12 protein-coding genes and 1 pseudogene are annotated in these 17,252 nt (G+C 70.8%); all 13 read right to left on the reverse strand.

What is annotated here, in order from left to right; translation table 11 throughout:
- Window positions 1-35: 35 nt before the first annotated feature.
- The 13 genes and pseudogenes from ABZZ79_RS29245 to ABZZ79_RS29305 all read right to left on the reverse strand — a co-directional run bounded on the left by ABZZ79_RS29245 (window position 36) and on the right by ABZZ79_RS29305 (window position 16,873).
- Window positions 36-1,199, reverse strand: a complete 1,164-nt coding sequence (locus tag ABZZ79_RS29245) for a hypothetical protein (RefSeq protein WP_356693716.1) — start codon at window positions 1,197-1,199, stop codon at window positions 36-38.
- Window positions 1,196-3,865 (reverse strand): hypothetical protein, encoded by a 2,670-nt coding sequence (locus tag ABZZ79_RS29250; RefSeq protein WP_356693718.1) that lies wholly within the window; start codon window positions 3,863-3,865, stop codon window positions 1,196-1,198. The genes ABZZ79_RS29245 and ABZZ79_RS29250 overlap by 4 nt, the downstream gene beginning before the upstream one ends.
- 68 nt (window positions 3,866-3,933) lie before the next feature.
- Window positions 3,934-6,480, reverse strand: coding sequence for an ATP-binding protein (locus ABZZ79_RS29255; RefSeq protein ID WP_356693748.1), 2,547 nt, complete (start codon window positions 6,478-6,480; stop codon window positions 3,934-3,936).
- Between the two features lie 9 nt (window positions 6,481-6,489).
- A complete protein-coding gene (locus ABZZ79_RS29260; RefSeq protein WP_356693720.1) occupies window positions 6,490-7,095 on the reverse strand; it encodes a hypothetical protein in 606 nt (201 codons plus the stop codon).
- Window positions 7,092-7,433, reverse strand: coding sequence for a hypothetical protein (locus ABZZ79_RS29265; RefSeq protein WP_356693722.1), 342 nt, complete (start codon window positions 7,431-7,433; stop codon window positions 7,092-7,094). Before ABZZ79_RS29265 ends, ABZZ79_RS29260 begins: the two co-directional genes overlap by 4 nt.
- The gene (locus tag ABZZ79_RS29270) at window positions 7,433-8,356 is read right to left on the reverse strand and encodes a conjugal transfer protein (protein ID WP_356693724.1); all 924 of its coding nucleotides are present in this window, start codon (window positions 8,354-8,356) and stop codon (window positions 7,433-7,435) included. The genes ABZZ79_RS29265 and ABZZ79_RS29270 overlap by 1 nt, the downstream gene beginning before the upstream one ends.
- Before the next feature lie 134 nt (window positions 8,357-8,490).
- Window positions 8,491-8,721 carry a hypothetical protein gene (locus tag ABZZ79_RS29275; protein WP_356693726.1) on the reverse strand — a complete coding sequence of 77 codons (231 nt, stop codon included), beginning with the start codon at window positions 8,719-8,721 and terminating at the stop codon, window positions 8,491-8,493.
- Between the two features lie 110 nt (window positions 8,722-8,831).
- A complete protein-coding gene (locus tag ABZZ79_RS29280) occupies window positions 8,832-9,644 on the reverse strand; it encodes a hypothetical protein (protein ID WP_356693728.1) in 813 nt (270 codons plus the stop codon).
- Window positions 9,645-11,306: 1,662 nt separating this feature from the next.
- A pseudogene (locus ABZZ79_RS29285) lies at window positions 11,307-11,699 on the reverse strand (DDE-type integrase/transposase/recombinase); the annotation flags it as partial.
- 418 nt (window positions 11,700-12,117) lie between these two features.
- Window positions 12,118-12,825 carry a hypothetical protein gene (locus tag ABZZ79_RS29290; RefSeq protein ID WP_356693730.1) on the reverse strand — a complete coding sequence of 236 codons (708 nt, stop codon included), beginning with the start codon at window positions 12,823-12,825 and terminating at the stop codon, window positions 12,118-12,120.
- Window positions 12,826-12,835: 10 nt separating this feature from the next.
- Entirely contained in the window at window positions 12,836-14,776 is a 1,941-nt protein-coding gene (locus tag ABZZ79_RS29295) for an ATP-binding cassette domain-containing protein (RefSeq protein ID WP_356693732.1), read from the reverse strand.
- Window positions 14,777-15,134: 358 nt separating this feature from the next.
- Window positions 15,135-16,676: an asparagine synthase-related protein gene (locus ABZZ79_RS29300; RefSeq protein WP_356693734.1), complete on the reverse strand. Its 1,542-nt coding sequence runs from the start codon at window positions 16,674-16,676 to the stop codon at window positions 15,135-15,137.
- Between the two features lie 74 nt (window positions 16,677-16,750).
- A complete protein-coding gene (locus ABZZ79_RS29305; RefSeq protein WP_356693736.1) occupies window positions 16,751-16,873 on the reverse strand; it encodes a hypothetical protein in 123 nt (40 codons plus the stop codon).
- Between the last annotated feature and the right edge of the window lie 379 nt (window positions 16,874-17,252).

Genomic DNA, 17,252 nt, shown 5'->3' on the forward strand with positions numbered 1-17,252 from the left:
AACCCGCCGCGCTCGCACCAGCCCCCAGGCACCTGTCATCCGCCCTTCGGGAAGTAGGGCGGAGCCCAGCCCAGATAGGTGGCTCCCCACACCGTCTCGATGTCCGAGGCGTCGACGACGTCGATGTAGCCCTTGCGGCGGATGTCGTTGGACGCGATCTTCCCGCCGCCGAGGTAGAGCGCGACGTGTCCGGCCCGCTGGCCGGTGTCCCAGTACATCAGCGCTCCGGGAGGCGGCGTGCGGTCGCGGTCGTGTCGCATCGAGGCGGGCATCTGCCGGTAGTGGTCGATGGCGTACTGCACACCGGAGTACGACCAGCCGTAGGTGCGGGCCACGAACGCGAGACAGGCCCGGTACCAGTTCCGTCCCCCGCTGGCGGCCTCCTGCCGCGCCCAGGCGATGGCCGCGGCCGTCGAGCGGGGGTTCTCAACGGAAGCGGGCCAGCCGGCCGCCCCGTCGTGGAACGCCTTCCCGCCCGGCACCTTCCCGCCGGAGGTGCCGAGCTTGTTGTAGGCGTGCACGTGCCCGATGACTTCGTCTGCGTACGCCCCGGACTGGTTGTACCGCAGCACCGCCTTGCGCAGCTGCGCGTCGTCGGCGAGGTTGCTGCTGCCGGTGCCGCAGAGGTAGACAGCGGTCGCCTGCGCGGCGTCGAACATGTTGTGCGGGTCTTTGATCCCGTCTCCGTTGCCGTCCTGCCCGGACGGACCCCTCCAGGTGGAGGGGATGAACTGCATCGGCCCCACCGCCCGGTCGTAGACCGTGTCGCCGTCCAGGACGCCATTGTCGGTGTCGCTGTGCACGCTCGCTTTCCCCCCGGCGCCGGACCCGTTGAGCCGCACCCCGTAGATCCGGGGCGTCACCGCGCCGTTCGCCGCGACGCTGCGCCCGGCGGCGTGGTTGGACTCGACCCTGCCGATCCCGGCGATGACCGACCAGCGCATCCCCCTGCACTTCGGGCGCAGGGCGCCCATGGCGGACGCGGCCCGGATGTAGGCATCAAGGACCACCGGTCCGATCCCGGGGACGCTGGACGGTGCCGAGCCCGGCGGCCCCTGGAGCGGGCTCGTGGACTCCTCGTCGCGGCCGGAGGCCCCGCTGGCCACGGCCGCGACGAAGAGGACCGCCAGCCCGAGGACGAGCGCCATCGGAGACAGGAGCACCCCCACCGCCAGGACCGACTTCGTCGATCCCTTCACGGCCGCCCCCGGCGGGGACGCGGCGCCGAGTTGAGCGGGGGTGCGGGGCGGGGTGCCCGCCGCGGCCGCGGAGAAGCCGGAGCCGGGGGCTGCGCGGCCGCAGGTGGTGCTGGCGCCGCCTGCGGCGACGGGGCCTGGACCGGCTGGGCCTGGGCGGGCTGAGGCGCGGTTGCCGGCTGCTGCGGAGGAACAGCGACCGCAGGCCGCTGGGCCTGGATCCGGTGCAGCTGCTGCCGGAGCCGGGCATGCGCCGGTCCTGCCGCTGGCTGTGCGATCCGCGGCGGTGCCTGCCGCCGCCGTGCCGCCGCCGTAGGTGCGGCAGGAGGAACGGGCGGCTGCTGCGGACGGGCAGGAGGCGGCGGAACGCGTCGCGGGGGCGCAGGCGGCGGGAAGGGCCCGGGCCGGTTCGGCGCCCTGTAGACGCCGAGTCCGCCCCGGCCGGTCACGATCCGTCCGAGCGAGCGCATGTTGTGGACGTACTCGCCGCCGAAGTTCGCCATCGGCGCCACAGCGCTCTGGTGCACCGCCTGGATCGACTGCTGCATTCCGTGAACCGCCGTCGTACTGGCCGCCCTGATCCGGCCCGGCAGCGCGGCGGCTGCGGCGCCGACCCGACGGGCCGCACGCGGCCCGTACACCGGCAGCCCGATGGTCGCCTGGAGACCGAACAGCGTCGTCTTCGCTGCGCCCCGGGCGCCCGCAGCCGCAGTACGGCCGGCGAGCCGGGCTGTCCCAGCGACGGCCCGGCCGGTACCGCGAATAGCCATCCCGCCGAGACCGCTGACCGTACGGGCCGCGCCGACCTGGCCGAGGCCGACGGCCGCACCGGTGCCACCAGTCGCGGCCACCGCACCGACAAGCAGGCCGCCCTTCACCAGCTTTCGCGCGATGCCGCCGTGCTTGGGGCGCCCGAGCTCGGGCGGAGCCATGGTGCCGCCCACCACGGTGTTGCCGATCCGGGCCCGCGCCCGGGTGGCCATACCGCGCGTGGCGACGGTCAGCCGCTTCCGGTAGACGAAGGCGCCGACGACGACGCAGTCCAGGACGACGAAGCGGATGGTGATGCCGCCGGGGATGTCGGCGTCGGAGGCGTTGAGGACGGCGTTGACGACGACGACGAACACCGCGATCGACATGATCGAGACGAGCATGAGTGCCAAGGAGCGGGCGATCGCGGTCACCCGGTCCCAGAGCCAGCCGCGCCCGGGCCCGGGCAGGACACCGAAAGCGAGCCCGACCTTCGCGATCATCGCCTCGATAGCGATCTGCAGTTGGGCGGAGAGGAATACGAACGTCAGCGTGATCATGAAGATGCAGACCAGGAAAGCGGCGATGACCATGAAGAACGCGCCACCGACCTTCTCCATGCTGGCCTTCTTCGCCGACGCCCCACCGTCTTTGACACAGACGTCCTCGAACTCTTTCAGCGGCCCCTTGGAGGCGAGCTTCTCGCGGATGATCGCATCGGAGGGCTGGGAGATGCCGTCCACGATGTCGCTGAGGGTGCCGCCGATGAGCGGGATGTCGGAGAGCAGCTTCTCGTCGGACGCCAGGATCTCGTCGATCTTCTTGTCGAAGACGGCCTGAGAGATGCGGGACTGGCGAAACAGCGTGCCGCACTTGGGGCCGCTGCCGCTGGCAGGGTCGGAGAACGTCCGACCGTAGGAGAGCATCATCGCCGGGCGCGCGACGAACGCGTCGACCAGAGCGTCGGTGATGGGCCGGGAGATCGACCCGGCCGAATCGCGCACCCGCTGCCCGATCGTCGCTCCCTGCCCGGGCTTCTCCCAGGCGCCCGTCGTGGTCTTCCTCGCGGGGCCGCCAGCGTCGATGGCCTCCTTGTCCAGGACGAGCGCCGCGGTCTCCACCGCGAGATTGCGTACGGCGGCGACCGCGCCGTGGTCCTTGGACAGCAGCATCTGCGGCGGCGAGGCGAGCGCGCCGATCGCGAGCGCCGAGATGACCATCGCCGCCGCCATCTCCCCCCAGCCGCGGGCCCGATTCCCGAACAGCAGGTGCCAGGAGGCCACCACGACCGAGAACGTCAGGAACAGGGCGGGCAGCCCCAACTGCACGATCACCCCGCCGTACAGCGATGTCGAGACAGTCAGCGCGGGCTTGAGAAGCAGGCCCGCCAGGGAGAACGACAGCGCCCACGAGAACAGGAAGCAGGCGAAGGAGACCAGCCACTTGTTGCCGAGGAACATCATCTCGACAAGGAAGTGCTCGATCTTCAGGTCCCAGTCGTTCCAATCACCCGTGTCCGCATACACCCGGTAGGCGGACACCGGGATGTTGTTCCGGTCCGTGACCTCGAACGCGGAGAGCACCCCGCCCCGCGCGCCCTCGTTCTTGAGGTAGTCCTCCACCTCCTTGGCCCACGCCTCCTGAGCCCGACGCTTCTTCTCCTTCTTCTCCTCAGCCGCCTTCCGCTCGGCCTCCCGGCCGATCTCCTCCAACGTGGTGCCGTCCGGCGGCGGGGTGAGGACCGGCACGGGGGCGAGCGGGTTGTTCGGATCCACCGGCGGCCAAATCGGCACCGTCGGCGACGGCGACGGCTCCGGCGCGGCCGTCGCGGCCGCGGCCAGCATGAGCGACGAGAGGCTGGCGAGCATCAGCAGCACCAACGCGACCAGCACCGCCCGGCCCGGCCGCGCCCACCGCACGGCGACAGCACGATTCCCCGCCCAGACCAGAGAGCACGATGCGCCGCGCGCGAGGCGCTGCCGGGCCATCAGGCAGCCTGCCGAACGGGCTGGGAGTGGATGGCGGCGGCGATGTCCGGATCGGCGGGGATGATGATCTGCAAGGCCCCGATCCGGCCGGTCAGGTCCCGGTGCAGGCATTCGCCGGCCCGGGCGGCCCGCTCCTCGTCGCTCATGTCCGGCCGATTCGGCGACAGGCCGGTGGTCACCAGCAGCAAGAGGTCCTCGTCCTGGTCACTGCAGCCCAGGAACGCCAGGCCGCGGGCGGCGAGGTTCCGGCTCGTGTGCCGGAAGAGGCACTTGCGCGGAATCAGACCGCGCAGAATCTGCCCCTTCTCACTCGAGGCGGGGCCGATGTCGTCCTCGTCGTGCCCGCCGAACCACGCCCCGGCGTTGTGCTTGCGGCCGTCCTTGACCAACTCGATCGCCAGGTCCAGGCCTTCCGGCGAGGACGTCAGCCACCAGCACTCATCCCACACCACGACCGCGAACTCGTCCGGCTGCGCGTAGACGATCTTCCGGCACAGCGCAGCGATCAGGTACATCACCGCCCGGCCGAAGGTCTTCTCGAACTGCAGCTTCTCCAGCCGCCCGGCCTCCAACTCGCTCTTCGTCGGCAGCGCCAGCGAGGCGACGGCGAACACGACGCTGTCCGCAGTCGAGTTCCGCACCACCGGCAGCGCCTCGTCGAACACAGCACGGGCGAGGTCCTTGCGGCGGGCCGCCGCAAGCCGACGCGCGGCCAGCGCCGCGAACGAGTCCCCACCCGCGCCCCGGTTGGTCAACTCCTCCACCAGCACCCGCATCGACGGGTGCGGCTCCTTCAGCACCGCCTCGATCGCCTCCGACAGGGCGATGCCCTCGTCGCTCATCGGCGACAGCCCCAGCAGCAGGGTCAGGAACGACTCGGTAAACCGCTGCGCCTCCGACGGCTCGGTGAAGATACGCAGCGGATCTAGGGAGATCTGCGCCCGGCCGTCGATCGTGATGATCTCCGTCTCGCCGGGGCAGGCCTCGGCGAACCGCACCCACTCCTGCTGCTCGGTCCGGTCCACCACCACGGCCCGGCCCCGCCGCACCCCCCGCCGACGCCCGGCCGCGAGCACCGAGAACATTGCCGACTTCATCCCGACGCTCTTGCCGCTGCCCAACTCGCCGACCCACGCCGCCGCAGCCGACACGTTCTCCCGCGGGCCGCGCGACCAGTCGCACAGCACCGGCCGTACCCCGCCGTTGGCCAACTGCAGCCCATACAAAGGGCCCGTCTCGTCCCCCAACGCGCTGCCGGTGAACGGCGCGGCCATCGCGAAGTCCCGGGCCAGAAGGTACTGCGAGTACTGAGCCATCACCGACGGCGTCCGCGCACCCGGCAGCATCCCGTACCAGAGCGTCTCCTGCTCTCCACGCGGCCGGACGAAGGTGTACTCGCCGCCGGCGAAGTGCCCGGCCAGCTCGCCCGCCCGCCGCTCCGCCTCCTCGGGCGTCCCGCCCCACACGCACAGCGCGGACATCGCCCGCACCTCGACCTCCGTCTTGGACGACGTCAGCCGCTCGCGGAACTCGTCCAGCCCGGCCGCCGCCTTGTCGACGCTGGCCGGCACCCCCGCCGTCTCCCCGTCGTACTCCTGGTACTGGTTGGCCAACTCCCGCGCCTGCCGCCGGGACTTCGCCTCCGCCACGGCCCCGCTCTCCACCTGCAGCCGCACCACCCAATCCACCGGGAACGCGAACTCGTCCAACTGCCCCAGGTACTCCGAGCCCGGAAACGTGAAGCTCTCCGGCATCTCCGCCAGCGCCAGCATCGCCTGGTACGACGACCCCCACTCCGTCGTCACCTCCACCCACCGCCGCGCGAACGGATTCCCTCGCCCCCGGCCGCCGCCCTGCGCCCCGGCGTCCTGGCCCTCGCCAAGCAGCCCACCCTCGGCCAGAACCACCTGGCCGAGCGCGGCCGCCCCCCGGCCCCGCCCCCGCATCTCCCGCTTTCCGCCCGCGCCGGGAAGAACCGGCTCAACCAGACCGCGCCGTGCGCTGTGCCCGTAGATCCACAGCACTTCCGCCGTCGACGCCGCCCGCACCCCGATCCCGGACGGCCACGTGGATGCCAGACGATCCGCCTGGCCCAGACGCAGCTCCTCCTCCCGCGCAGACACCGGCCGAGGCAGCAGCCCGAGCGCCAGGGCGACCTCCGCGCGCGCGGCCGTGAACACCTCGCGCGCCGCTTCCTTCCGCGCCAGCGGCAACGGAAGCGCAAGCCAGTCCGACCGCCCCGTCAGCTCCAACTGTTCCAGCTGACCGCGCAGCATCTCCACGCTCGCGGCGTACCGCAGCGACGCACCGAGATCGATGTCCGCGCACATCCGGGCCACCACGGCCTCCGGGTCGACCGCCGGGCACAGGCTCAGCAGCATCGACTCCCCCCGCAGCTGCTTGACCAGCGCCTCCAGGTGCCCCAGCCGCTGCTGCTTGGCACGCCGCGATGTATGCGCCGCATCAGCACCCTGCACTCGGAAGACAGCCCAGACCGTCCCCTGCGTCGTCCACACCACGTTCCCGGCTATGTGCCGGATCGGCATCCTCACCGCTCACATCCCCCGCTCGTCATCTACGCCCTGCGCCCGCAACCGCTCCTGACGCAGCGCCAACAGCGCCGCAGCCGCCGCGGCCGGACGCACCGCCCCCACCGCAGCCGCCGACCGCCCCGCCGCCGCAGAAGCAGCACCCACACCAGAACAAGCCGCTTCCGTAGCGGCCCGGCCGGGACCGGACACCTCCTGCGCCCACGTCACGCTGCACACCCCCACCAGCTGCCGACGCCGGCCCACCGGCTTCACCGGTCGGCCTCCCAGACGCCCCGACGCCGGCGCCACCGCCGCCCCGCCCGCGCTCAGCGCAACGAGCAGCGGATTACGCCCGTCGATGTGCACATGACGCACCACCAGCGACAGCACGTAGGGCAACCCGACCGCGATCACGAAGTTCAGCAGCCCGAAACGCGCCCACACCCCGCGCGTCAGCATCAGCACGCCGAAGACGACCGCGATCACGATCACCTGCGGCACCGTGTACGGCCCGCCCCAGATCGCCTTCTGGCCCCCCGGCCACTTCCCGATCATCAGAGGATGCCGCCGAGCCTTCGTGTAGCACCGGCCGACCAGCACCTCTTCCTCGGCCACCGCAGGTGTGCTCACAGCACCTCACCGCCAGGCCACGGCCCGCCCGACGGCTCGACCACCCGCACGACGGCTGGCCCGCGCCCCTCGGTCACCTCGGGAGCGCCTCCGCCCGGCTTGATGGTCTCCCCGACGCTGTCGCGGAACTGAGTCGCGTTCATCACCGCGTACCACAGCGCCACACCGCCCAGCAGCGCCCCACCCGCAGCCAGCAGCGACTTCGTCTTGTTCCACGTAACGATCATCGAGACTGCCACCATCACCGACATCACCGTGCCGGTCAGCAAGGCCTCCAACCGCACCCCCAGCGCGTTGGTGTCGGAGATCGCATCCGCGAGCACCAGCATGTCCTGCATCACTTGCTCCTCTTGTCCGTCGCACCAGAACCGGCAGCCAGGAGCGGGGCCGCCTCGACGGCCTCCACCTCCCACCGCCCATCGCGCGCCTTCAGCGCGACCGCATACGTCAAAGACCGCTTGACCCCGGCGAGGTCGGCCGCCGTCACATCCACCAGCAGCCGGCGGCGGGTCCCGTCCGGAATCTGCGCACCCTCCGGGAATGCCGCGCCCGGCGCGTTTGTCCCGTACTCCGCGACCCACTCCAGACGCGCCGTCGCGTACGGCGTCGGCACAATCGGCGACAGCGTGCTGCCCGGAGGCATGTACCGGTCCACCTCGCCCCCACCCGCCAGGTAAGAGGAGAAGAACCCCTCGAGCGTCCGAACCCCCGGATCGGCCTTACTCGGCACGCCGCCCTGTCCGTACGCCAACACAGGCGTCGGCCCGGCCGGCGGCGCACCCACCTCCGCCGGAAGAGACACCGCCACGAGCTCGCCCGCAGGCCCAGACCACAGCGGCACCCGGAAGTACCGGAGCCCCGACCCCCGTTCCGCCGCACCTGGCTCCGTCGCCGTCGCCTTGGCCTCCGGCGTCTTGACTGGGCGAACACGGGCGGCGACCGTCACGGCCCAGTAGCCGTCGGAAAGCGCACGCACCCGCACCGCCGCGACCCGCTCTACCACCTGGCCTGCGTCAGCGGGAGCCGCCGACTTCGCCCCTGGAAGAAACGCCGCGAGCGTCTCGCCCTCCGCGGCCTCCAGGTACGCCGTCACAAACAGCTCAGCGAACCCACCCGGCCCAGACGAATCCACCGCCACAGCCGCAGGCCGATCCGGCACAGCCTCAGCACGCACGACCTGCGGACCCGCCAGCAGAGCCCACCCCCCAAGCACCGGCCCGGCCACCAGCAGCACCCACGCCGACCGCCGCAGCACCGTCACCGCGTTCCCCGCAGCCCCCAGCGACCCCAGAGCCCATCCACCGGCCTCCGCCGGCAGCCCCTCCGCCTCAACAGAGCGGCGCCCGCGCGCAGAAGCCACCCGCGGCTCGGTATCGCGCCCCGTGCGCCGCCGTCTCACGACAGCACCTCGCGTAGCACGGCGGCCCGCGCCCGACGGGTCTGCGCCGGAAGGTCCGACCAGCGAACAAACGCCTCCCGGGCCGACAGCGCCTCCTCACACAGATACGCCCGCATCGCCTCCTCCGTCTCCACGGAGAACGGCGCCACCTCCAGCAACACGGCCAACTCACCGAGCTGGCGACGAGCACGTAGAAGCACCGCTTCGTCCGACGGCTGCTCCACCACAGCGGACACCTCACATCCCCACCTGCCGACGGCCGCTCCGCCGGTCCACCCCCGCAAGGACCCACAGCAGCCCGAACGTGACAGCCCCATCCCGAGAAATCCGAAGAACTTCACGCCGCCCGCACCCACTGCCGCGCGACCGGACGCAACCGCGCGACGGTCCTGCTGCGCCGCTGCCGCCGAGCCGCCGCCGAAACCCCCACCTGCTCCCGCGACTCCGCCCGCACCTCATCCGCAATCTGCCGCGCCCGCGCCGCAGTCAGCAGCTCCTCCTGCACCCCCCACAGCAGCAACCCGGCCAGCTCCGCCCACGCCGGCTCCCACTCCGGCGCCCCCTCCACCAGCCCATCGGCCACGGCCTGCTCGGCCAACGCCACCGCACACACGGCCTCCGCGACGTCCTCCGAACTCGGCAGCGCCGCCAGCTCCGCGTTCCACTCCAGCACCCGCGGATCGTCGTCCCGCAGCTCCCGGCTCGCACGGTGCAGCGTCTCCAGCAGCAGGTTGGCCGCGACCCGCCGGGTCCGGTGCAGCGGATAGGCGCGCACCACCCCGTACAGGGCCGCCACCACGACCTGTCCCACCTCATCGAAATCCCGGCCCGGCCGCAGCAGCGAGACCGTCGTCCGCACCGCCCCGTCCACCATCGCCTGCACGACCACCCGCGCCGCCAGCCGCGCCCCCGCGCCCTCACCGGCCGCCACAGCCAGCAGAGCGCCCATCCACCGGTCGCTGTGCTCACGGCCCGACTGCCGATCCCGCGCTCGGATCCAAGCGAGCAGCTCCTCCAGTTCCGCGGGCCCTTCCCCGGGGGACAGGACACGGGCCTCCTCCAGCCAGCCGCGGACTCGCGTGCCCGCACCCGGCTCAGCGCACACCAGCGCCCACTCGGCGTTCAGTCCCTTGAAGACACGGATGTCCACGACACGGCCCCACTTTCTCGATCACGTGTCGTCGAATCTCCTCAGCGCCCATGACCCAGAAGGTGACCCAGAACGGAAAACCCACAGGTCAAACGGTTGCCCAAACGGCAGCCCGACCCCGATTCCTCTCCTGGGTCACTCGTCCCGCCTGGTGGGCCACCATCTGGGTCACCACCCGTCTAAGTTCGTTCGCCGTTGTCCACCCCAGTCCCCCCCGTGAACCGCCGCCCTCAACGCCTTCGACATCACCTTCGACGGCCGCCCGCCGCTGAGCCCCTGACAACTCCAGAACCATCGTTTACTGCGTACTGGACAGATCCCGGCTGAGCTGGCACTGGCACCGTCCGACCAACCCGTGCGGCTTCCGGCGCTGCCTCCGCCCAGTTCGTCTCGAGGCGGTGATCAGCCCCGGCCGGCATGTGACCCTGCCTCAAGGGCAGAGCCTGGAGGTCGGCCGGACGGTCACCGTCTGGGTCAGCCATCGCACCGTCCACGTCCTGCTCGTCGGACAATGATCCGGACCGGCTCGAGATGTCCTTCACCGACCACCGGCCATGTGCTGGCGCTGATGAGGCCCCGATGGTCGGCGAGTATCGGGACCTCATCCTTCGCCTTATATGGGCAGAGTCGAGGTTCACCAGGAGAGATCGAGCAGGCTGGCTGGCGTCGTCGAAGCGATGAAGGATCCCTTGAACGGGCAGCTTCACACGCCAGCCTTGACCCAGATCAGGAACCCGAGGTGCTCGGTGGGCTTCGAGGTGCCGAGGTACGGTGGCAGGCCCGCCATGTGCAGCCGGACCCCCAACACGTAGCCGATCACGGCGGACAGCGTCTCGTCAGGTGTGTCCTATTCACCGTCACCCTGCGGCCGCACCTGGGAGAGAGGTATCAGCGGCTTCGCGATCTCCTATAGCTCGGTTCGGACGATCCCCTCCGCCTACCCCGCCCCCGTAGCGCGAGCCAACGGCGGTTGCCTCACAGGTTGCCTCACCTGTTTCCTGACGAGTTGCTCGGCTGGTTGCGCTGCTGGGTGCCTCACTAGTTGCCCACCCTTTTCGCCGCACCAACCGTTATCGCAGCTCAGTGCCAGTAGGAAAGCGCTCCTCCGTGCCGACTTCTCTATCTGAAGGTCGGGATCTCTGATAGGTCGGGCGGTGTCCTGCTCAAGCAGGACGTGTGTCAACGGCCAGTTCGTTCTCCCCAGATGTGCGGTCCGGGGAGATGCTTGACAGCTCGGTCCTGGGACTTGCTTGACGGTGTCCCCCGTGATGCTTGGCGGTCCCAGATGGTGGTTGACGGTCAGCGGGGATCGGCGATGTGGCGAGTGACGGGGCCGCTTTTGAGCGGGTGGGTGGAGGTCTCGGCCTCGCCGTCGAGGACGCGGAAGCGGTGACAGCCCCGCCGACCAGGGTCGGGCTTGAACTTCAGGCTCCGTGCCTGCGGCAGCATCACGTGCCGGCCGGGGCTGATCACGGCCCCGAACGCCACGGCCTGGAGCGGGAGGTTGTCCTCTGACGACCTTGGCGGCGGGAGCACTGGCAGTCCCATCGGTTCGGACTGCCTTGGCTCGGCTGCCATCACTTGCGTGCTCTCCGGTGCTTCGGAGGGGAGGGTGTGCGGGCGCCAAACCTGGGCCGGTGTGGCTATCTCCAGCGACTGATGGACCCAGGCGTTGATCGCGGTCTGGGCCGCGACCGGGTCGGCGAAGGGCCGGGAATGGTCGAGCATCTCGCGGCGCAGGGTCTTGTGGAACCGTTCGATCTTCCCGGTCGTGGTCGGTGACCTCGGTTTGGTCAGCCGCGGGTTGACGCCGTTCTCGCGGCATACGCGCTCGAACATGACCTCGGTGGGAAGGGGCTTGGAGTAGCGGCCGGTGAACTGCTTGCCGTTGTCCGTCTGCATCTCCGAGGGGACCCCGTAGCGGCGCATCGCCTCGATGAACGCCTGACACACGGCCCGCCCGGTCGGCTGCACCGTGGCGATGACGCTGAACCGAGAGCAGTCGTCGATCCCGGTGAGGAGCTTGCACTCCCGCCCATCGGAGAGGAACACCCCTTGGGGTGGTGCGCGGGCAAGCGCCTCGAAGAACCTTGCCTTCAAGCCTTCAAAATCCACGATCCCCGCAACTCCCTGGATTCAGGGTGTTGCGGGGATCAGTAGAACCCGCCACACACCGGGAGGGGGCCCTCGCGTATTCCGGACCCGCGCGCAGCCGGGGTGGCTTCGTTCTGCTGGCTTGTCCGGCCACGCGGGGAAGGGTTTGACCCCCGTCCGCCCGTCCGCCGAACTGTTGGTTGTGGTGTCGTATTACGGTAGTCGTCGGGTGTCCGGTCTGGGTTTGATGATCACCCTTGGCGGCCGGGCATACCTGCCGGTGGCTGGTTCTGGCGGGCTGCTTACCCGCCATCCCCGGAGCCTCGGGGCCGGCCACCGGACTGTCTGACCGCCCGCCTCGGCCCGGGGGGTTTCCCGGTCAGTCTCCGTCGTCGGTGTCGGTGGCTGCTTTGAGGGCGCGTTGTGCGGCCCACAGCGGGTAGCCGAGCTGGTCGTGGACGTCCTCGGCTGTGAGTCCGGGCTGCTCCTCGAGGAGTCTTCGTACGGCGGTGGTGCGGGCTCGGTTGAGGGCGCGTTGGGCGGTGTTGGCGTTGATGCCGAGCTGGCCGGCGATGGCGGCCGCGGTGATGGCCGGTTCCTGCTCGAGCAGCTGCATGGTCTGCGGCAGGAGGTCGGCCTGGGGGAACGTGTCACGGCGGCCGACGGGCCGGCCGGGGGAGGAGCCCGGGCCGGGGCGGGTGGCGAGCCACTCGAGGATGTCGCCGCGCCGCCAGTGTTCGACTCCCGCGACCTCCACCGCTTCGGGCCGCGGGCGCATGCCCGGCAGGTTGGCATACCGGTCCCACGTCCGCGGTTCCACGCCGGCCAGGTCGGCGGCTTCGTTGCGGTCCAGCAGGTCGTCGTCGCTGTCCTCGGCAGGCAGCTCAGGCACCGGCGCACCGGAACGGAAGGCGTCGATCTGTTCACGGTCCCACAGCAGCACCCGTGCTTTGGGTGAGTTGATCGGCTCGGGATGGCCGGGCACCTTGTGCAGTTTCTGGTTGCCGAAGGTCTTGAGGGATTTGCCTGCTGCCGCGGCGAGGTCGGCGAGGGTGACGACCAGGTGGGCACGGCCGGCGCGGATCACGGGACAGTCCTTACTCCTTGAGGGGCGTGACAGGGTCATCCTGCTGCAGTTTGTACAGCTCGGCGAACAGGCCTCCGGCGGTGATCAGGGTGTCGAAGTCGCCCTCCTCCACGATCCGCCCGCCGTGCAGAACGACGATCCGGTCGGCGAGGCGTACGTTGGCCAGCCGGTGCGTGACGAACACGGTGGTCCGCCCCGCCGCCAGCCGGCGCAGCTGCTGGAACACCCGGTGCTCGCCCCGGGCATCCAGCGCCGAGGTCGGCTCGTCCAGGACCAGGACGTTCGGGTCGCGGTAGAAGGCGCGGGCGATGGCGATGCGCTGCCACTGCCCGCCGGACAGGTCGTGGCCACCCCACCAGGAGCGGGCCAACAGGGTCTGCCATCCGTCGGGCAGCTTGTGGGCGAGCTCTGCCGCTCCGGCAGCCTCGGCGGCCGCCACCACCGCCGGATCCACACCGGTGTCCTGGCTGACGGCGAGGCGTTCCTGCTCGCCGAGCGTGATGTTGTCGCACAGGGACATCGGCCACCGCGTGAAGTGCTGGGGCACCACCCCCACCTGCCGCCACACCCGCGCCGGGTCCGCTTCGGCCAGGTCCACTCCGTCCCAGCACACCGTCCCCTCACCGGCCAGGTACAGACCGCAGATCAGCTTCGACAGCGTGGTCTTGCCCGAGCCGTTCTCCCCGACGAGGGCAACCACCTCGCCCCGGCGCAGGACCAGGTCCACACCCTCAAGCGCCGGCACAGCCGTCCCGGGATAGGTGAACCCCACACCCGCCAGCCGGATCTTCCCCGGACCGCTGTCCGCAACGCGGGCCGGCCCGCGCACCGCCCGCAGCGCCCGGGCACGCCGCACGAACCCGGTCCAGTCCTCGAGGTACAGAGCGGTCCGGAACAACTGAGCCCCCGCACGCACCCAGGCATCCAGTGCGCCGGCGCAGGCCCGCACCCCCACTACCGCCGCTCCTGCGGCCGCCGCCGGCAGCACCCCGTCCACGGCCAGCCACAACAGCACCGCCCACGTCAGCCCCAGCCCGAGCGCAGCCCCGCCGTCACCGAGCCAGCGCACCCGCATCGCCTGCCGCACCGCAGCCAGGTCCTCGGCCTCCAGTCGCAGCGACACCGCCCGATAACGGCCCAGCAAAAAGGGAGCCATCGTCGCAGCCCGTACCTCTCCCGCACTGGAACGATCAGCCGTGTAGGAGCGCCACACACTGCGCAGCCGACTGTCCGACAGCATCCGGTGCGCCGCCGCATGCTCCACCCGGGCAGCGCGCACCGCACCCCAGCCCCGCGGGCCGAACGCCAGCGCCAGCAGCGGCAGCAGCCCCGGGTGCAGCACCGCCAGATACACGCCGGCCCCGGCCAGCGTCGCCACCGCCGCAACCAGCGCCTGCGCGGCCATCACCAGCTCCCGCGTCGCATCAGCCCCCTTGTCGGCCGCCTCCAACGCATCCTCGAAGCCGGGATCCTCATACGCCAGCAACTCCACCGCAGTCGCTGCCTCGAGCACCTGCAGATCGGCCTCTCGCGCCACCTTCGGCGCCAACCGGGCAGCCGCCAACTGCGCCGCACTGTTGAGCGCGTACCGAACGGCGACCACCACCGACAGCACCACAACGGCCGGCACCGCCGCGCGCAGCACTCCGCTCTCCACAGCGGGCGCCTGGCCGTCGGGAAGAAGCATCTGCAGCATCCACCCCGTGGCCGCCAGCACGGCTGCTGATGCCGCAGCGGCAAGGGTCTGACTGACCAGCCACAGCACCACCGCACGCCGGTCGGTGCGCCAGCCCAGGCGCAGCGCAGCGCCAACCGTGCGCGGCGCCTGCACGGCCATCGCCCACGTCGTCATCCGTGCCGACGCCTCGGCGTAGGGGTCCGAGCGCAGCCGCATCACCGGCCCCGCCGCACTCTCGACGCCACCGCCAACCCGCGCAGAAAATTCAGTCATCGCTCCTCATCCTGACGTCTCGTTCATCACCCAAAGCTCCCGACCCACAGGGGCGCAGAAGGGCGCAGCGGCGGGCACGGCAGAGTCGGGCCTGGCGGCCCGACACACCCGCACCCTCCACACCCGTACGCGGCTTCCCCACCGTGGCGCGCGCCCTTCTTCTCTTTGCGCGCGGCCTGCTCCGCAGGCGTGGCGCGCCGCCGCTACGCGGCGGCCAGAAGCTGCGGCGCTCCGCGCCGCGCACCCAGCCTCGCCGTGCGCTCCGCGCCCGCCATCGGCCCGCCGCTCACGCGGCGACACCCCTGGTGCCTGCCAGGGTCGGCCCCTCCGGGGCCACCCCTGGCAGGCACCGCAACCATCAGGCCGCCGACCGCAGCGCGAGATGCATGGAGATCGGTGCGTACACCGCGCAGTGCTCCGCCGCCTCCCTCACCCCACGCTCGCACTCGTCCGCCACGGCCAACAGCGCATCCCGATCCAGGAACCCGCCCTCGACCAACGGCGAACCCGCAGCCATCTCCCGCAGCAGCGCCGGGGCGTGGCGATGCAACGCCGCCGCCATCACCTCACGGAAGTTCTCCCGCAGCGCCGGGCGCACGACGTGACCCGGCAGCCCGCGCCGCACCAGCCGCTCCCGCATGAGCCGCTTGTCCGCCCGCCACTCGTGCGGAAGCCACCGCGCGAACCGCACCACGTGAGGATCGGCGAGCGGAGCAACCGGCCACACCCCCGCCCGCAGCATCGGCGCACTCACCGTCCGCAGCGCCAGCAACGCCGTCGCCGGAACCAGCGTCGGCGGGGCGATCCCCGCATCCCGCTCAGTCTCCAGCTCGCGCACCACCGGACCCAGCCACGGCCGCGCCCGCACCGTCTCCGAGCCACCGCCCACGGCCATCAGCTCATCCCCGCCAAAGCCCGTGAACACCGTCTCCACGCCCCGAGCGGTCAACCGGGCCAACAGCCCCTCCAACAGCTCTGCGTACGGCTCGTCATACGGCGAGCACCAACCCACCCGCCGCACACCCGCAGGATGCACCGGGAGGAAGTCGAGCGCCCCCACCGTCACATCCCCAGCCAACCGGCACGCCTCAGCCAGCACGGCCCGCCGCGCCATCTGCTGAGCACCGGCAGCACCGGGCAGCTCCATCGCACAGGACCGGACCGCATCAGGGAACACAGCCCCCAACGACAGGCCCACGGTCGCGCTGTCCTGACCGCCCGACAACTGAAGCGCCGCACGCCGCGCGGACACCGGACGCTGCTTCAGCACCCACGCCAGCAGCTCCTCAAACGCCGTGACGGGGTCGGCTGCGGCCGCCAGTTCCCGAGGCTGATCCCGGCCCACCGGTGCCGGATAGCGCAGCACGAGCCCGATGGGCGAGAACGCGGCCACCGACCCCACCGTCAGAAGCCGAACACCCTCGAACAGGGTCTCGTGCCCGTACCGGGCATGCCCGGTGAGCATCCGGGCGACCTCACGGCCGACCAGCCTGTCACCGCTCACATGCCGCCGAAGGTCCCGCATATCCCACGAGCCATGCAACCGACTCCCAGAAGAGACCAGATGGACCGGCGCGACGCCGCCGCACGCCCCCGCGCTGAGAGTGAGCCGACCGTGCCGCACATGCAGCACCACCGCGCCTAGAGGCCAGGAACGCCACTCCTCCAGCACCGACGACACGTCACCGTCCAACACCACGGCCGACGCGGAACCGTCCGCAGTGGCGGAGCAGCGCTCCCGCACCGTCAGAGCCCACGACGTTCCGTCAGTCACCGCAAGCGATTCGACCTGCGAATGAGCGAAGGGCTCGATCCAGCTTTGCCCACTGGACCACCGAATTCCATCATGGGACCATTCACCGGATAAATCCCGGAGAGAAAGAGAAAACTTGAGCACCATTTACCTTTCGCCCGAAGGGGGGCGTGCCCCCGGGACGAATCCCGGGGGCACGCCGTTTCAGTGCCGACGCGACGTCAGCTCTCGTCGCGGTAGCCCTGGTCCTCCGAGCCCTCGGGCTTGTCCCTGTACTGCGCGGACGCCTCCGGGACGACCTCGACGGCAGGGGTGGTGAACAGGTGCTCGAACGTGGGAGCCATTGGTGACTCTCCTCTCTGCTGAGATGATCTTCTTGGCTTGCCAGGGCGCTTATCCCCTGACAAAGAAAAGTATCTCACTAGACCCCTGAATGCACAAGATGGGAATCGCCATGCGCAAGGTGGCGTTTCTTGACGCTCCGCCAGGCGCGCCATCTGGTAGCTGACGGAGCATCAGAGGATCTCCCGCCAGACTTACTGGCAGCTAGCCGGTGCAATACGCGGAGCGGATTGCACTGCTCGAAATCGCGGAGCGAATTCGAGCTAGGCCAACGGAGTTGGCCTATTCCGGAACGGAGTTCCGGAATTCCAGCCGCGCGGAGCGCGGCTCCCATCCGGCGCGTAGCGCCGGCGCGTCGTCTTCGCGGAGCGAAGCGCGCGC

The sequence above is a fragment of the Streptomyces sp. NPDC006458 genome (assembly GCF_040612135.1).
Taxonomy (GTDB): Bacteria; Actinomycetota; Actinomycetes; order Streptomycetales; family Streptomycetaceae; genus Streptomyces.